The 17,411-nt window shown below is 37.7% G+C and carries 13 protein-coding genes and 1 CRISPR repeat array; of the genes, 12 read left to right on the top strand and 1 reads right to left on the bottom strand.

Annotation, left to right across the window (positions count from 1 at the left end):
• Window positions 1-77 precede the first annotated feature (77 nt).
• The 12 genes from ACUN8G_RS05490 (at window position 78) to ACUN8G_RS05435 (ending at window position 15,894) form a co-directional block, all read left to right on the top strand.
• Window positions 78-1,679: a sensor histidine kinase gene (locus ACUN8G_RS05490; protein WP_437346124.1), complete on the top strand. Its 1,602-nt coding sequence runs from the start codon at window positions 78-80 to the stop codon at window positions 1,677-1,679.
• Between the two features lie 45 nt (window positions 1,680-1,724).
• Entirely contained in the window at window positions 1,725-2,420 is a 696-nt protein-coding gene (locus tag ACUN8G_RS05485; RefSeq protein WP_437346123.1) for an endonuclease III domain-containing protein, read from the top strand.
• Between the two features lie 102 nt (window positions 2,421-2,522).
• On the top strand, window positions 2,523-3,251 hold the full coding sequence (gene lipB, locus ACUN8G_RS05480; protein ID WP_437346122.1) for a lipoyl(octanoyl) transferase LipB: 729 nt from the start codon (window positions 2,523-2,525) through the stop codon (window positions 3,249-3,251).
• Window positions 3,238-5,316 (top strand): alpha-ketoacid dehydrogenase subunit alpha/beta, encoded by a 2,079-nt coding sequence (locus tag ACUN8G_RS05475; RefSeq protein ID WP_437346121.1) that lies wholly within the window; start codon window positions 3,238-3,240, stop codon window positions 5,314-5,316. The genes lipB and ACUN8G_RS05475 overlap by 14 nt, the downstream gene beginning before the upstream one ends.
• Window positions 5,317-5,328: 12 nt before the next feature.
• Entirely contained in the window at window positions 5,329-6,876 is a 1,548-nt protein-coding gene (locus ACUN8G_RS05470; protein ID WP_437346120.1) for a 2-oxo acid dehydrogenase subunit E2, read from the top strand.
• Between the two features lie 19 nt (window positions 6,877-6,895).
• Window positions 6,896-7,801: a lipoyl synthase gene (gene lipA, locus ACUN8G_RS05465; protein WP_437346119.1), complete on the top strand. Its 906-nt coding sequence runs from the start codon at window positions 6,896-6,898 to the stop codon at window positions 7,799-7,801.
• Between the two features lie 266 nt (window positions 7,802-8,067).
• Window positions 8,068-8,358, top strand: a complete 291-nt coding sequence (locus ACUN8G_RS05460; RefSeq protein ID WP_437346118.1) for a 4Fe-4S dicluster domain-containing protein — start codon at window positions 8,068-8,070, stop codon at window positions 8,356-8,358.
• Window positions 8,355-9,428, top strand: a complete 1,074-nt coding sequence (locus tag ACUN8G_RS05455; RefSeq protein ID WP_437346117.1) for a 3-methyl-2-oxobutanoate dehydrogenase subunit VorB — start codon at window positions 8,355-8,357, stop codon at window positions 9,426-9,428. The genes ACUN8G_RS05460 and ACUN8G_RS05455 overlap by 4 nt, the downstream gene beginning before the upstream one ends.
• Before the next feature lie 38 nt (window positions 9,429-9,466).
• Complete coding sequence (locus ACUN8G_RS05450; RefSeq protein WP_437346150.1) at window positions 9,467-10,252, top strand: thiamine pyrophosphate-dependent enzyme; 786 nt, start codon at window positions 9,467-9,469, stop codon at window positions 10,250-10,252.
• Complete coding sequence (locus tag ACUN8G_RS05445) at window positions 10,249-10,812, top strand: 2-oxoacid:ferredoxin oxidoreductase subunit gamma family protein (protein ID WP_437346116.1); 564 nt, start codon at window positions 10,249-10,251, stop codon at window positions 10,810-10,812. Before ACUN8G_RS05450 ends, ACUN8G_RS05445 begins: the two co-directional genes overlap by 4 nt.
• Window positions 10,813-10,930: 118 nt before the next feature.
• A CRISPR array of direct repeats spans window positions 10,931-12,281; the repeat unit is 30 nt; unit sequence GTCTTAATCGAACTATAGTAGAATTGAAAG.
• A 1,353-nt stretch (window positions 12,282-13,634) separates the two neighbouring features.
• Window positions 13,635-14,219, top strand: a complete 585-nt coding sequence (locus ACUN8G_RS05440) for a hypothetical protein (protein WP_437346115.1) — start codon at window positions 13,635-13,637, stop codon at window positions 14,217-14,219.
• 13 nt (window positions 14,220-14,232) lie between these two features.
• On the top strand, window positions 14,233-15,894 hold the full coding sequence (locus ACUN8G_RS05435; protein ID WP_437346114.1) for a glutamine--tRNA ligase/YqeY domain fusion protein: 1,662 nt from the start codon (window positions 14,233-14,235) through the stop codon (window positions 15,892-15,894).
• Between the two features lie 47 nt (window positions 15,895-15,941).
• Here the strand turns inward: ACUN8G_RS05435 and gltX are convergent, their stop codons facing one another.
• Window positions 15,942-17,390: a glutamate--tRNA ligase gene (gltX, locus tag ACUN8G_RS05430; protein WP_437346113.1), complete on the bottom strand. Its 1,449-nt coding sequence runs from the start codon at window positions 17,388-17,390 to the stop codon at window positions 15,942-15,944.
• Window positions 17,391-17,411 lie beyond the last annotated feature (21 nt).

Genomic DNA, 17,411 nt, shown 5'->3' with positions numbered 1-17,411 from the left:
AACAAAAAACAAAATAAATTTAAATTTTCCCGAAAAATTTCGATAATAATTGCGGATGAATGAGCCCGCAGATAATAATGAATCAAGAAATAGTAAATAACGAGCAGTGGACTCAAATTGACCCGTATGGAGTTCTAAACGTATTAATTGATACGGATGAGATGTTTTGTCTTCTTGACCAGGATTACAAAATCCTGAAGTGTAATAATAAATTCAAATCTTATCTAATTTTGTACGACGGATTAAATCATGATGAAGGTGAAAATTTTCTGGAAATCTTTCCATTTGAAGACAGATTGTATTGGGAAAAGAATCTTGAAAAAGCTCTAAAAGTAAAATCGTTTTCTGAGGTTTATACATCCCCAAAACTCAAAGACAGGTACTTCGAAATTAATTTCCATCGTTTAAAGCTCGATGATAAGAAAAATGGAATTGTACTTAAAGTCCGAGACATTACCGAAAAGAAAAATATTGAAGAGAAGATAATCCAGAGTGAATTATTTGCTCAATCGATTTTATCGACTTCACCCGATGCAATCGTTACAACTGAACTTGACGGTACAATTTCTTACGCGTCAAATAAGTTTTTGTCGTTGCTCGGCATCGAAAAGGTTGAAGATATATTTTCGAAAAATATCCTCGATTTCATATTTGAAGATGATAGGGAACTGTTCAAAGAGAACATTTCTGTTGCTGCAACCGGCACCCCAATAAAATCGTATCTATTTCGTCTTAAAGATAATAATGGCAACGCAGTTTATGCCGAGTCGAATATCGGCGCTATTCTCAACGAAAACAAGAATCCTGTATTAATTCTCTTTATGATCCGCGATATTCAGGATCGGATAGAAGCTGAACTGGAACGAGAAAAATTGCTTCAGGATATTGCATATTCGCGAGATCAGATAGAACAGGAAGCTGCTCGTTATGTCGAGCTTAACGTCCAACTTGCCGAATCAGAAAAAAAATTACTTGAATTGAATACAGCAAAAGATAAACTCTTTTCAATAATCGGGCACGACCTAAAAAATCCCATTTTTACTATTCTCGGTTTTTCTCAAATTCTCGAAGAAGATTATAATGAAATGACCGACGAGGAAAAACTCGGATATATAAAAACAATTTATCAAACTGCAGCCTCAATACAGAAATTGCTCGAAAATTTATTAACCTGGTCGCGCGCACAAACCGGCCGCCTCGAAGTCAATCTCGAACCTCTATCGATACGAAACGTTATAAAAGAAACTGTGGATATTGTAACTACGCAGGCGGAAAAGAAAAATATCGAAATCAAAGTAGACATTAATTCGACATTGATGGTTTATGCCGACAAAAATTTGTTCGAAACGATAATAAGGAATTTATTGACAAATGCAATCAAGTTTACGGATCCAGGCGGACAAATTACTGTTTCAACACGTGACGAAAATGGTTTTGTAGTCATTGCAGTAGAAGATAGTGGCATAGGTTTAAGCGAAACCGATAAAAACAAACTTTTCAGAATTGACGTCAACAATGCAGAAATAGGGCAACACAAAGAAAAAGGAACAGGATTAGGTTTAATCCTATGTAAAGAATTCTGCGAAAAAATGGGCGGGAAAATCTGGGTTGAAAGCGAACTCGGAAAGGGAAGTACTTTTTATTTTACGGTTCCAATCTTTCAATATATCAAGAGATAACTCCATTTTTCGTATCTTAACTCACCTTTTTTAAAGATTATTAAAATGCTGGAACTCCTAAACAGTAGACTAATTGAACATTTCGGTTTGCCCGAGCGGAATAGACGCAAGCCCGAGCCACTGGATTTGTTAATTGCCACAATTCTTTCTCAAAATACTAATGACAATAATTCTTACGAGGCCTACCTAAATCTCAAGCAAAAATTCCCTAACTGGAGCAAGCTGGCAAAATCGCCGTTAGGTCAAATCGAAAAGGCTATTAGAAAAGCGGGATTGACCAGGCAAAAAGCGCGTACAATTAAAAATCTGGTTGTAAATCTTTCAAAAGAAAATCGTCTCGATATGAATTTCCTTAAAAAAATGAAGAACGAAGAAGCTCTCGAATTTTTAACTTCGTTTAAAGGTGTCGGAGTTAAAACTGCCAGTTGTGTACTCCTTTTTTCTTTGTACAGAAATGTCTGTCCAGTCGACACTCACGTTCATCGAACATTAAATCGGATTGGCATTGTTAACGAAAAATCGCCCGATAAGACATTTCAAAAAATTAATGAAAATCTTCCCGATGGAATTGCACATTCGCTTCATACAAATCTAATTAAACTGGGCAGGGAAATTTGCCGTCCCACAAATCCAGATTGCACAATATGTCCTGTAGCAGACCTGTGTGCATATCCGGAGAAAAACAATAATAGAGCACCGAAACGAAAAAAAAGTGACTTTTTATTACTCGATAATGTTTAATTTCCTTTCTAAGATAATTTGTCTTTTGAACGTAAAATCTTCTATATTTGTTAAACCCAAACAAAAGTAGAAGTTTAATTTAGTGCATTTTATTTGCCTTATATGAAGGATAATCAAATTAGAGAATTAAGATACTGTGATCTCGGTTTTATCGATTATGATGAAGCATGGGAGCTTCAAAAAAGAATTTTTAATCAACGTTATGCTGGCAAAACAGGTGATACTTTTTTCTTGCTCGAACATCCTCATACATATACGCTTGGTAAAGTAGCTTCGAGATCGAATTTATTGTTGACAGATGAACAACTTACGAAACGGGGAATTAAAGTTTATGATATTGACCGAGGCGGAGATATTACATACCACGGACCGGGGCAGATCGTTGGCTACCCAATAATCGACCTTAAGGAGTGGAAAGAAGATACACACGCTTATTTGAGGAATCTGGAACAACTTATTATCAACGTATGCAAAAAACATGGACTCGATGCCGGTCGCAAAGAAGGTTTAACAGGAGTATGGATTGAAGATCGTAAAATAGCAGCAATTGGAATTAAAGTAAGTCGCTGGATTACAATGCACGGTTTTGCTTTCAACATCAATACTGATTTATCCCTCTTTGACGGTATAATTCCGTGTGGCATAAGAGATAAAGAAGTGACATCGCTTGAAAAAGAAACTGGTAGAACACACGATATCAATTCTATTAAAAAAGAGCTGGTGGAAGAATTCGTGAAAATATTTGAATACCGTCATTACGTTGAGTTCGATAAAGGTCACTTCCTTAATTCACTAAAAGAATTTGAAAGGGCGGCGAATGAAGAAAGATAAATCTGAGCTAATCTTAAATGAAGAATTAACTCCTACGGGCAAGCTCGATTCATTCGGGGGCATGACGAAAAAAGAATTGTTAAATGTCCTTCGTTTGATGATAACGTCCCGTACGATCGACGACAAACAACTTACACTATTGAAGCAAGGTAAAACATTTTTTCACATACCCGGTTCAGGGCACGAAGCAGTTCAAATTGCATTTGGACTTCAAATCAAAAAGGGAATCGACTGGGCTTATCCATATTACAGAGATCTCGCATTCATGCTGGCTGCCGGAACTAAACCGGAGGATGTATTCCTTCATTTTCTTGCCCGTAAAAATGATCCGATGTGCGGAGGCCGACAGATGCCGTGCCACTGGTCGTCTAAAGAATTAAATGTGCCCACACAATCGAGTCCAACCGGCACACAGTTTTTGCAAGCCGTCGGTACTGCGCTTGCTTTGAAGAAAGAAAGAAAAGATGGCGTGGTTTATGTTAGCAGCGGCGAAGGAGCTACCTCTGAAGGTGAGTTCTTCGAGGCAGTTAATTGGGCGTGTCGCGAAAAGCTGCCGGTCGTATTTTTAGTTGAAAATAATAAATGGGCAATTTCCGTCCCCGTAGAAAATCAAAATGCGGGAAGAAATTCTTCCGTTTCAGAATTGCTAAAGGGCTTTGAAAATTTACTCCGTTTCGAAGTTGACGGAACGGATTTTCTTAAAGTACATGCGATTGCGAAGTCGGCTTTTAAATATGCACGCAATGGAGAAGGACCGGTTATTGTTGAGGCTCATGTAGTAAGGCTTTTTTCACATTCATCTTCGGACGACCAGAAAAAATATCGAACTCCTGAATCGCTGGCTCAAGACGCACGGAAAGATCCAATTAAATTATTCTCTGAGTTTTTAATTGACAGGGGCTTTTTGAACGAACTGGCACTTGAGGAACTCTACAAAGAAGTCAGAAACCATATTACTGCAGCTGCCGACTGGGCTTTGAAGCAACCAGAACCAGACACAGATTCTGCCATTAAATATGTCTACGACGAATCGGACAAGAAATCGAAGCTTAATTATGAAAAATCGAAAAGCTTCGGAAAAAATATTGTAATGGTCGATGCAATTAATCATGCACTGAAAGAAGAACTCGAATTTAACGATAAGATTTACCTCTTCGGCGAGGACGTGGCGGACAAAAAGGGTGGAGTGTTTACAGCCACTAAAGGTCTTTCAACACAATTCGGCAACGAACGAGTTTTTAATTCTCCATTAGCCGAAGCAAGTATAATCGGAGTTGCCATTGGAATGTCTCTAACAGGATTAAAACCATGTGTCGAAATCCAATTCGGTGATTATATATGGCCTGCATTCATGCAGATCCGTGACGAACTCGTTATGTATCGTTATCGTTCGAACAATCTATTCGAAACCCCAGTGGTGATACGTGTGCCTGTCGGAGGATTTATTCACGGCGGATTATATCACAGTCAAAATATCGAAGGTTTTTTTGCACACATGCCGGGACTTTATATTGCATATCCTTCAAATGCAGCTGATGCAAAAGGATTATTAAAAACGGCTCTTCGAATCAACGACCCGGTTTTGTTCCTCGAACATAAAGGTCTTTATAGACAAAGTTATGCCACATCGCCCGAACCGGATGCAGGGTATCTTATTCAGTTTGGAAAAGCTCGAAAAGTAACCGAAGGAACTGATTTGTCTATAATTACTTACGGCGCAATGGTGTACGAGTCAACTTTTGCAGCGAAAAAGCTGAAAGATGAAGGTTACTCGATTGAAATTATCGATATAAGAACAATATCTCCCCTTGATTTCGACATGGTAGCCGAAAGCGTGAAAAAAACTGGCAAGGTGGCTGTTATTCATGAAGATACACTTACGGCAGGTTTTGGCGCTGAAATTGCCGCACGGATTTCAGACGAGTGTTTTGAGTTTCTCGATGCACCAGTTAAAAGAATTGCCGCAAAAGATAGTCCAATTCCCTATGCTCCAAATCTTGAAAAATTTGTGCTGCCAGATAGAAATAAAATCTACGACCAGCTTAAATTATTATTGCAATATTAATTCGAGGTTTTGATGAAAGTTGAAATAATTATGCCGCAAATGGGGGAAAGTATTACCGAAGGAACAATAATCAAGTGGCATAAAAAAGTTGGCCAGCAAATTAAAAAAGACGAAATATTATTCGAAATAAGTACAGACAAAGTCGATACTGAAGTGCCAAGTCCAGAAAACGGAATACTGAAAGAAATCCTTGTACAAGAAAACGAATCGGCTGAAGTTGGTAAAGTTGTAGCAATTATTGAAACAGATAATACTGAATATATCGACAAACTTGAAGATACGCCTACCACCACTCAAGTTGGAGGCCAGATCATTGATATTGTCATGCCAAAGATGGGCGAATCAATCACAGAAGGAACAATTATCAAATGGCACAAAAAGGTCGGCGAAAAAATTAATAAAGATGAGATTTTATTTGAAATCAGTACGGACAAAGTTGATACCGAAGTGCCATCGCCCGAAGAAGGAATATTGTTAGAAATTCTCTACAACGAAAATCAAACTGTTGAAGTAGGACAACCTGTTGCAAGGCTTAAAACCACAACGGGATTGCAGCCTCTCCCTTCGGTTACCGAGAAGTACGAAACTGCCGAAAAGAAAGAAATCGAATCGATTGAAAAGCCAGTTCAACATAAGGAAGACTTCCGAAAAAGTGAAACTCGATTTTATTCTCCATCGGTCATCAATCTTGCAAGAGCCGAAGGAATTCCTTTGAGTGTACTCGATACTATCGAAGGGACAGGATTAAAGGGAAGACTAACCAAAAAAGATCTGGAAAAGTACATCGAGTCAAAGAGATCATCCACAACAACTTCAGAGCCTGGCCAGCCAGAGAAGTTTGAAAAAGCAACAGGTTCTACTTCTACTGGCGAGGAAATTATTCCGATGGATCATAATCGCCGCAGGATTATGGAACATATGGTAAGAAGCAGAGATACTTCAGTGCATGTTACTGCAGTTGCGGAAGTGGATATGTCGGTTATTTACAATTTTATCAAAGAGAGTAAAAACAGATTCACTATTAAATTGACTTACATGCCGTTTATAGCGTTTGCTACAGTGAAAGCTTTACAGCAATATCCACTCATGAATTCATCGATTGAAGGAACAAACATTATAATCAAAAAATACATCAATCTCGGTATTGCAGTTGCAATTGAGCCAAACGGATTAATTGTGCCGAACATTAAACACGCGGAAGAAAAAAGTGTACTCGGATTGGCAAAAGCTATAGCCGATCTGAGTGAACGCGCCCGATCAAAAAAGCTTGTGCCGGAAGATGTTCAAAATGGAACTTTTTCAATAACAAATTATGGAGTATTTGGTACATTGATCGGTACGCCGATTATAAATCAGCCTGAAGTTGGTATTTTAGGCGTAGGTGCTGTCGTAAAGAAACCTGTAGTTGTTGAAAATGGGGGAGTCGACTCGATTGCAATTAAACCTATGCTCTATTTATCGCTCAGTCACGACCATCGTTTGATTGATGGTATGATTGGTAGTAAATTTCTAATGTCGATTAAAAATATTTTAGAAAATTTCGATACAAGTTCTGTTTAATTCTTAATTCGGAGATTAAATGAAAATCAATCAACATCAAAAAAATTTCAAAGAAGCAATCGAAAAAGAAAGGCCGGATTTAGGGAAAAGACCCGAATGGTTGAAAGTACGACTTCCTTCAGGTGAGAATTATAAAGATGTGCATCGCTTGATGAGGCAAGCGAAGCTTAACACTGTATGTGAAGAAGCTCGCTGTCCAAACATTGCTGAATGCTGGAACAGGCGTACTGCAACTTTCATGATACTTGGGGACGTATGTACGAGAAGTTGCGGATTTTGTAATGTTAAATTGGGACTCCCTTCCGAACTTGACCTCGATGAGCCCAGACGTGTGGCAGAATCGGTTGAGCAGTTGAAATTGAAACACGTTGTAATTACTTCTGTCAACAGAGATGAACTTAAAGATGGGGGTGCGTCAATCTTTTCTGAAACTGTAAGGCTCATTCGTTCTAAAATGCCCTCTACTACAATTGAAATTTTAATACCCGACTTTAAAGGTGATACCGAGTCATTTGAAATCATAATGAAGAATCCACCAGACATTCTGAATCATAATCTTGAAACTGTCAAACGTCTCTATCATGCTGTTCGTCCTCAGGCAAAATACGAAAGAAGTCTTAAACTAATCGAATGGTTCAAACAAAAGGGATTGAGAACGAAAAGTGGAATTATGGTTGGTATAGGAGAAACAAAAGAAGAAGTATTCGAATTGATGAAAGATTTGTACAATGCTGGCTGCGATATAATGACTATAGGTCAATACCTTCAACCTACAAAAAATCATTTGCCAGTACATCGTTATGTTACACTGGAAGAATTTAAAGAATATAAAGATTTCGGATTAAGTCTTGGATTCAAAGCTGTTGAATCTTCACCTCTTGTGAGGAGTTCTTACCACGCGGATAAACACGCTACATTATCCTAACTGTAAGAAATCGATATCTCAGGTTTGGAAATAGGACTATTGCTCCTTTAATATAAATTCAAAACCTTCCCTTTTAGGCTTTATTTTTTGCCAATAATCATTATTTTAAACAACAAATTTTGTATCTCTATTTTGGCATGTTAGTTTCTAATGAAGGAACTATGAAGCTATTACTAATTGAAATACTACTAATCTTATACCTTAAACCGAGGAAAGGTTATAGCAAAACTATAACCTTTTTTTATTTTAAATAAACTGAGGTAAATATGGCAAAAGTAAAAGGAGATATCCTGATTGATATCGAGAAATGCAAAGGGTGTGAAATTTGCACGGTTGCATGTCCGCAATCAACACTCGAGCTTTCCCGAAAGTTAAATTCGAAAGGGTATCATTACGTTGTTAAAGTCAAAGATAATTGCACAGGGTGTACAAACTGTGCTCTGGTTTGCCCAGAAGGCATAATCAGAGTTTATCGCAAGACCGATAAAGCGAAAAAAGAACACCTTGCGACAATAACCGACGTCAAAAATGATATAACAATAACGGTGCGGCAATGAAAAAAGAACTCCGTTTAATGAAAGGTAACGAAGCTCTGGCCGAAGCCGCAATTCGAGCCGGCTGCGATGGTTATTTTGGTTATCCTATTACTCCGCAATCGGAAGTATTAGAGTATCTTTCAAAAGAAGCTTATAAAAGAACTGGAATGGTCGTTCTACAGGCCGAAAGCGAAGTTGCATCTATTAATATGGTCTATGGAGCCGCTGGTACTGGTAAAAGAGTTATGACCTCTTCCTCCTCGCCGGGAATAAGTCTTATGCAGGAAGGAATTTCATACATCGCATGCGCTGAACTTCCCTGTCTAATTGTTAATGTTATGCGAGGTGGACCCGGTCTCGGGACAATTCAACCCTCGCAAGGAGATTATTTCCAGGCTGTTAAAGGCGGCGGACACGGCGATTATAAATTAATTGTTCTCGCTCCTTCGACTGTACAGGAAATGGTCGACTTCGTTCCCCTTAGTTTTGAACTCGCATTTAAATACAGAAATCCGGTCATGATCCTTGCTGACGGAGCTTTAGGTCAGATGATGGAAAAAGTCGAACTCTTTGAACCAATTCCACGCAAAACCAATATCGAGGAATGGGCTACAGTTGGCAAACCGAAAAATAGAGAGAGAAATGTGATTACTTCCCTTCATATAGAACCCGATAAAATGGAAGAGATTAACAATAAACTCCAAGCAAAGTACAGAGAGATAGAAAAAAATGAAGTCCGTTTTGAAATGATTAATTGCGACGATGCAGATATAATTATTGTCGCTTTTGGATTGGTTGCCAGAATTAGTTCGAAAGCTGCCGAACTTGCCCGCCAGAAAGGCTTGAAAGTCGGCGTATTCAGACCAATTACTCTTTATCCTTTCCCTTACGTTAAATTGAATGAACTTGCTAGTAATGTCAAAGGTATTCTCGTTACAGAAATGAATGCAGGACAAATGGTTGAAGATGTTAAACTTGCGGTCAATGGCAAAGTCGAAGTTCATTTCTACGGTAGAATGGGAGGAATTGTCCCATCTCCGGAAGAAATACTTACTCAACTTGAAGAAAAATTTTCGGGAGAATTGGTATGATCGACAATAAATTACAAGAAGAAAAACACTTCGAAGAAATGATTGCCGAAGAAAGCATCTGTGTTGAAGAAAATTTAGTCTACGACAGACCGAAGACCTTAATTGATACACCGATGCATTATTGCCCGGGCTGCGGCCACGGAGTAGCGCATCGTTTAATTGCAGAAGCTATTGACGAACTCGGAATTCAGGAGAAAACAATCGGTGTGGCTCCGGTTGGTTGTTCTGTTTTTGCATATAATTATCTAGACATCGATATGACCGAAGCAGCGCACGGCAGAGCTTCGGCTGTGGCTACTGGAATTAAAAGGATGCTGCCCGATAAATATGTATTCTCTTATCAAGGGGATGGTGATCTGGCAGCAATCGGTACAGGCGAAACTATTCATACATGTAATCGGGGCGAAAACATTTTAATCATCTTTATTAATAATGGTATTTATGGAATGACTGGTGGACAAATGGCCCCAACAACACTCGTTGGTATGAAGTCAACTACAAGTCCCGAAGGCAGAGTTCCCGAAATAATGGGAAACCCCCTCAAAATTACAGAGTTAATTGCGCAATTACCTGGAGTTTATTACTGCGCGCGTGTAGCAGTAAATACTCCTAACAATGTCAGAAAGGCAAAAAAGGCAATCCTCAAAGGCTTTCAATATCAAGACCATAAGAAAGGTCTCTGTTTTGTAGAAGTTGTTTCGAATTGCCCGTCAAACTGGAAAATGACACCAGTGGAAGCCAATAAATGGCTGGAAGAAAATATGTTGCACTTTTATCCACTCGGCGAACTGAAAGTTCCAGAAAATCAAGGAGAGAAGGAATGACCGAAGAAATTATTATTGCTGGATTTGGAGGACAGGGGGTTTTATCTCTGGGACAGATATTATCTTACGGCGGAGTTATCGAAGATAAAGAAGTCAGCTGGATGCCGTCATATGGTCCTGAGATGAGAGGTGGTACAGCAAATTGTATCGTAATTATCAGCGATACTAAAATTAGTTCTCCGATAATATCGAAATTCGACACATTAATAGCGCTAAATCAACCCTCGCTCGATAAATTTGAAAATTCAGTTAAAGCAGGGGGACTTTTAATCTATGAAGCCAGCACAATTATAAATCCACCCAAAAGGAGAGATATCGAAATATTGCCAATCGAAGCAGCAAACGAAGCTGCAAGTCTTAAGAATACGCGTGTGATGAACATGATAATACTTGGTGCCTATTTGAAGAAAAAGCCAATAATTTCTTTCGACACGGCACTCGAAGCTTTAAAGAAAGTTTTGCCCGAAAGATATCATCATCTAATTCCTCTAAATAAACAAGCAATTGAAATTGGTATGGACTTAGCAGAAAAAGCCATTAATGTCTACCAGAAATTATAATTTTCTAATTTTACGTAAAAAGTCGTCGACCCCCTGGGAATTTTGCATTATTGGAGGTCGACGACATTTTTTTAAAAAAATGCTTGCAAAATAATTTAAAAATGCAGAATTTTCAGGTGTCTTAATCGAACTATAGTAGAATTGAAAGAAATTCAACGCCTGGATTTTCAGGCAAATCAACTTTGTCTTAATCGAACTATAGTAGAATTGAAAGGCGATATTCGGCCTCTGAATAATTCTCTTTGTTGAGTCTTAATCGAACTATAGTAGAATTGAAAGTTAAGACTTGCTGAATTTGAGGATTGTTCTCAGATAGTCTTAATCGAACTATAGTAGAATTGAAAGTCGAACGACAGGGCGTCGGCTCGTATGCTTCTACACAGTCTTAATCGAACTATAGTAGAATTGAAAGATACTAAATCTAAATAATATCAGATGACAACGGAGCGTCTTAATCGAACTATAGTAGAATTGAAAGCCTTGCCGCCGCCGAAAAATATAACTAACAAATCAGTCTTAATCGAACTATAGTAGAATTGAAAGAAATGCGTTTGTTGTTTTGGTTGACAACTGCACTGAGTCTTAATCGAACTATAGTAGAATTGAAAGCCTTTCAGGATTATTGTGTATGAACCAGGTACTGCAGTCTTAATCGAACTATAGTAGAATTGAAAGATGCCCGCCGTCATTCTCTTGAGCAACGATTTTAAACGTCTTAATCGAACTATAGTAGAATTGAAAGTAAAAACATAGAGTTCGTTGAATCATTATTAGTATACGTCTTAATCGAACTATAGTAGAATTGAAAGAATACCGTACGGCTTGCGTAACGGTATAAAGCATCGTCTTAATCGAACTATAGTAGAATTGAAAGAGAAACGAGTTGGCTTCATTTTCGCAGGCAATCATAGTCTTAATCGAACTATAGTAGAATTGAAAGTGATTTGTTATGATTTATTTCTATGACTAACCAATCATGTCTTAATCGAACTATAGTAGAATTGAAAGGCTGTTCAAATCTTGCCTCAATTCGCTTTTTTACTGGTCTTAATCGAACTATAGTAGAATTGAAAGGTTTATATTTGGGAAGAGAACCAAGTCAATGGATATGTCTTAATCGAACTATAGTAGAATTGAAAGCATATATATTACAAAAATTATATCTGCATCTCCGGTAGTCTTAATCGAACTATAGTAGAATTGAAAGAATATTGTCTTTAGAGAAAAACTTCGACAGAAATAGTCTTAATCGAACTATAGTAGAATTGAAATAAAATTCGTACAAAAATCGTAGGGTTGAACTCTTCAGTCTTAATCGAACTATAGTAGAATTGAAATATTCGCTGTCCATCTTAAATTTGTTGCTTTAATTTCCGTCTTAATCGAACTATAGTAGAATTGAAATATAGATTCTTCTGCTATCACATATGCACCACCCAGTCTTAATCGAACTATAGTAGAATTGAAATTTTTTATTTTGGCGCCCGAAGGCGCCTTGAAATTTTAGTCTTAATCGAACCCCGTCAAAGACGGGCAGGTATAGTAGAATTGCCCCCGCCAACGGCGGGGGTCGCCGTTCGTCCCACTAAACGAGCGGGACTCATTCCGAAAATCAAATGGTCCGACGAGTCACGCAACGACGTGACGAGTCGTCCCGCCAACGGCGGGATTAATCGAACTATAGTAGAATTGAAATGATATTGCTTGCTGGATGTGCGAAAAGTTATATAGTCTTAATCGAACTATAGTAGAATTGAAATCTGAATGAATTCACGCGCTATTGTAGTCAATCTGCGTCTTAATCGAACTATAGTAGAATTGCCCCGCCAAAGGCGGGATCGTCGTTCGTCCCACTAAATGAGTGGGACTCACTCCGAAAATTGAGTGGCCCGACGAGTCACGCAACGACGGGATTAATCGAATCCGTCTGAGTCGGACAAGCCCCGTCAAAGACGGGCAGGTATAGTAGAATTGCCCCCGCCTATGGCGGGGTCGTCGTTCGTCCCACTAAATGAGTGGGACTCACTCCGAAAATTGAGTGGTCCGACGAGTCACGTAACGGCGGGATTAATTGAGTCCGTCAGGGTTCGGACAGGTCCGTCAGAGTCGGACAGGTCCGTCAGGGTTCGGACGAGTCCGTGAGAGTCCGACAAATATTGTAGAATTGCCCTCAAGTAGATATATCTTTACTATATGTTTTGGTTATTAAATTTTATACAGACGATTCCACAATATTGTAGAATAAATTAAACTCTATGTCAGCAATGTCAAGAAATTCAAAAATTGATCTGTATCCTGTTGGATCACGCTTCAATACGATAAAATGAGAAATTTGTTCTTAAATGCTCAATTTAAAGTATTCAATTCGATTATCTTGTCATTTTATAAATTTATTTATCCTTCAAAAAAATAGTAAAAATAAATAGTAGTAAATTACTAAACATACAATGTGCCTAGAATCATAAACTTGCGCTATATGAATGAAGCTGTATACCGATAGTAATGAAAAATTTTTCATATCGGGCAAAACTAAATAAAAGAAAACTTTTTCAAAAAAAATGAAAAAATAAAGTTACTTCGCTTTTTTAAATTCTCGATTTTAACCTGTAGGATAAAGGTCAATATTAATTATGGTAAACATTAAATGTAATTCTTTACATAAGTGTATGGTTACTGAATATGTAACATAACAATTGTTAAAAGTATAAAATTAGAAATCTGCAAAATGGTGTCATTAATAAAGTACAAAGAATAATTATGAAATTTACACAGAAGAATACCCCATTAATTTCTATATTTGTACTTAAATTTTTACGATTATTATGGAACTTGATTTAATTACAGATATACACAAGTATTGTGATAACTGGTGTGACCGGTGTATCTATACAACAAGATGTGAGCTTTTCATCGAAACAATTTATAAAAACGAAAGAAAAAAAGTCGTTTTTAATCCAGAAGGATTTTTTAATGTCCTTCGGAATTTATTTGCTCAGGCTTACGATTCTTTCGATGCTATCGAATATTACGGTCGAAACTTAATGGAACTTTCCGAACTTTATGCTAAGGAATGTAACAATTGGCTGGCAAAAAACGAATTGTTGATTAAGCAAAATAATAATAAGAATGCGGACATTTTAGAAGCTCTGGAAGTAATTCATTATTATCAGTATTTCATCTTACTGAAGTTGAAAAATTCCTACGAAAGTGATGACGATGAAAAGTTAATCCAGCTTAAACTTGCTGAAGTAGCAATATCACGTTCAATTTCTGCGTGGTATCTTATTTTTAAAGTAAATAGCTTCGAAGATATTGGTAACATTATCGGCATTTTAAAATCGATATTAATATTACTTAATGAAGAAAATAAAGAACTAAAAAATTATTTCAGACCATATTTTGATTAAACATGAGGACGTTATGGAAAAAGAAAAGCCGAAAAATTTTATTTATGAAATTATTGACGAAGATATTCGCACAAATAAATGGGGAGGACGTGTTCATACTCGTTTTCCTCCGGAACCAAATGGCTATCTCCATATTGGTCATGCCAAGTCAATTTGTTTGAACTATGGAATAGCTCGCGATTATAACGGTAAATTCAACCTTCGATTTGACGATACAAATCCAGAAAAAGAAGATACTGAGTACGTAGAATCGATTATCGAAGATGTCAAATGGCTAGGTGCTGATTTCGAAGATAGAATTTTTTATGCGTCTGACTATTTTGAACAGATGTACCAATATGCAGTAGAACTTATAAAAAAAGGGAAGGCTTACGTTTGCGATTTATCTGCCGAAGAGATACGGAAAACCAGAGGTACCTTAACCGAACCTGGTATAGAAAGTCCATATCGCAACAGGACAATAGAAGAAAATCTTGACCTCTTCGAAAGAATGAGAAAAGGGGAATTCCCGACGGGCTCGAAAACTTTGAGGGCAAAAATTGATATGGCGTCGCCGAACCTTAATTTGCGCGACCCTGTAATGTACAGAATTATCCATGCAGAACATCACAGGCAGGGCAATAAATGGTGCATTTATCCAACTTACGATTGGGCTCATGGTTTAGAGGATTCAATTGAGGGAATAACGCATTCAATTTGTACATTAGAATTTGAAAATCACAGACCTTTATACGACTGGTTTCTCGATGAATTGAATATCTATCATCCTCAGCAAATTGAATTTGCACGTTTGAATTTAAGTTACACTGTTATGAGTAAACGGCGTTTGCTTCAGTTAGTTAAAGAAGGCTATGTAGATGGATGGGATGACCCGCGCATGCCAACAATATCGGGTTTGAGAAGACGCGGCTTTACACCCGAATCTTTATGGAATTTTGCAGAGCTTGTAGGTGTGGCAAAGCGCGATGCCATGACCGACATTGCATTGCTCGAATTTGCAATTCGCGACGATTTGAATAAACGTGCAAAACGTGTCATGGCCGTGCTCGACCCCATTAAAGTTGTCCTTACAAATTACGAAGGCGAAGAGGAACTCGAAGCAGTTAACAATCCGGAAGACCCATCTGCAGGAACCAGAAAAATTAAATTTACTAAAGAACTTTTTATTGAAAGAGCTGACTTTATGGAAGAACCTCCCAAAGGATTCAAAAGATTAATACCCGGCGGCGAAGTAAGATTGCGATATGCTTACATAATTAAATGCGAAGATGTTATTAAAGATAAAAATGGTAATATTATAGAACTGAGATGCACATACGACCCCGATACAAAAAGCGGTTCGGGTTCAAGTAATAAAAAAGTTAAAGGAACCATTCACTGGGTCTCGGCTAAGTACGCTTTCAATGCAGAAGTTAGATTGTACGACAGACTATTTACCATTGAAGATCCCGCATCGAAAGAAAACTGGCTCGATTATATAAATCCACAATCACTTAATATTATTGAGAATGCTTATGTTGAGCCTTCTCTTAAAGATTCAAAACCAGGCGATATCTTCCAATTTGAAAGACAGGGCTATTTCTGTGTGGATTCAAAATATTCCACAGACGATAAGCTTGTATTCAATAGAACCGTTACATTAAAAGATAGCTGGGCTAAGAAAAAAGGGGAGTGATTTATTGAAGAAAGAACTGAGCAATCCAAAAGATTGCTCAGTTCTTTTTATTTAAGAGTATTGATAGCTTGATTAATCCTTTTTATTGTTTCGTCTTTCCCGATAATAAACAAAATGTCGTAAATGCCAGGTCCCGTACTCATTCCCGATAAAGCCAGACGAAGTGGATGAATTAATTTGCCGGCTCCAATTCCTAATTCATTGGCGGTTTCCTTTAAAGCTTTTTCGTAATCTTCTTTTGATGGATTCTCCAGTAGCGCAAATTTATCTCTTAATTTCTTCAATTGTTCAGGAGTTTCGGCTTTCCAGTTTTTCTCAATGGCTTTTTCTTCGTAAGACGAGGGGGTCTCAAAAAAATAAGGAGACTTAGTGATAAACTCGTTAACAAACGAAACTCGTTCTTTCATAGCATGAATTACATTGAGAAGATAATCATCAGATAAAGCTAAATCAGCATACTTGCTTTTACTCAATTCCTCTTTTAACAATGTTAACAAGTCATTATCGGATTTAGCTCGCAGGTGTTCTGCATTGAGCCAATTCAATTTTTCTATATCGAAGACTGCGCCTGACTTGTTAACTCTTTCGAGCGAAAATTTTTCAATTAATTCTTCGATGTAATAGAACTCTTTGTCATCTCCTGCATTCCAGCCCAGGAGAGCAACAAAGTTGATTAATGCTTCTTTCAAATAACCTTTGGCCCTGTAATCTTCTACTGCCACGTCGCCCTGACGTTTACTTAGTTTCGATCGGTCAGGATTGAGTAATAAGGGAAGATGCGCAAAAACTGGCGGTTCCCATCCCAGAAAATTATAGAGCAGAATATGTTTGGGAGTGGAAGAAAGCCACTCTTCGCCTCGAATAACATGACTGATTTTCATTAAATGGTCGTCGACTACATTAGCCATGTGATACGTTGGGTAGCCATCGCTTTTTATCAAAACCTGGTCGTCTATATTTTTGGAGTCGAATTCAACCGTGCCTCTTATAACATCTTCGAAGATGATTTTTTTACCAGGTTCTACATTAAGCCGTACTACATGTGGAATGTTTTGATCCAGCTTCTTTTGAATTTCTTCTTTTGAAAGATGAAGACAGTGTTTGTCGTATTTTGCCTGAGGTAATTTTTTAGCCATCTGTTCTTTACGAAGTTCTTCAAGTCGTTCCGGCGTACAAAAACAATAATAAGCATGTCCTGTGGATATCAATTCATCTGCATACTTTTTATAAATATCGAGCCGTTGCGATTGCATATATGGACCGAAATCTCCTCCTATATCTGGACCTTCATCGTAGTCGAGTCCGCACCACTTGAGTGAATTGATCAAATTTTCAACAGCACCTTCGACGTATCTATTTCTGTCGGTGTCTTCAATACGCAAAATAAACTTGCCGTTGTTTTTTCGGGCAAATAAATAATTATATAACGCAGTTCTCAATCCGCCCACGTGTAAATATCCCGTAGGGCTCGGAGCAAATCGTACCCTGATATTCATAACAATTCCCTAAATTAATTT

The sequence above is a fragment of the Melioribacter sulfuriphilus genome (assembly GCF_052656625.1).
Note: the sequence above shows the minus strand (reverse complement) of the source record. Positions and strands in the feature narration are given on the sequence as shown.

Excerpts from the sequence above, each read along its gene's own strand:
- ACUN8G_RS05490 (WP_437346124.1), top strand. The coding sequence starts at position 78 with ATGAATCAAGAAATAGTAAATAACGAGCAGTGGACTCAAATTGACCCG.
- ACUN8G_RS05485 (WP_437346123.1), top strand. The coding sequence starts at position 1,725 with ATGCTGGAACTCCTAAACAGTAGACTAATTGAACATTTCGGTTTGCCC.
- lipB (WP_437346122.1), top strand. The coding sequence starts at position 2,523 with ATGAAGGATAATCAAATTAGAGAATTAAGATACTGTGATCTCGGTTTT.
- ACUN8G_RS05475 (WP_437346121.1), top strand. The coding sequence starts at position 3,238 with ATGAAGAAAGATAAATCTGAGCTAATCTTAAATGAAGAATTAACTCCT.
- ACUN8G_RS05470 (WP_437346120.1), top strand. The coding sequence starts at position 5,329 with ATGAAAGTTGAAATAATTATGCCGCAAATGGGGGAAAGTATTACCGAA.
- lipA (WP_437346119.1), top strand. The coding sequence starts at position 6,896 with ATGAAAATCAATCAACATCAAAAAAATTTCAAAGAAGCAATCGAAAAA.
- ACUN8G_RS05460 (WP_437346118.1), top strand. The coding sequence starts at position 8,068 with ATGGCAAAAGTAAAAGGAGATATCCTGATTGATATCGAGAAATGCAAA.
- ACUN8G_RS05455 (WP_437346117.1), top strand. The coding sequence starts at position 8,355 with ATGAAAAAAGAACTCCGTTTAATGAAAGGTAACGAAGCTCTGGCCGAA.
- ACUN8G_RS05450 (WP_437346150.1), top strand. The coding sequence starts at position 9,467 with ATGATTGCCGAAGAAAGCATCTGTGTTGAAGAAAATTTAGTCTACGAC.
- ACUN8G_RS05445 (WP_437346116.1), top strand. The coding sequence starts at position 10,249 with ATGACCGAAGAAATTATTATTGCTGGATTTGGAGGACAGGGGGTTTTA.
- ACUN8G_RS05440 (WP_437346115.1), top strand. The coding sequence starts at position 13,635 with ATGGAACTTGATTTAATTACAGATATACACAAGTATTGTGATAACTGG.
- ACUN8G_RS05435 (WP_437346114.1), top strand. The coding sequence starts at position 14,233 with ATGGAAAAAGAAAAGCCGAAAAATTTTATTTATGAAATTATTGACGAA.
- gltX (WP_437346113.1), bottom strand. The coding sequence starts at position 17,390 with ATGAATATCAGGGTACGATTTGCTCCGAGCCCTACGGGATATTTACAC.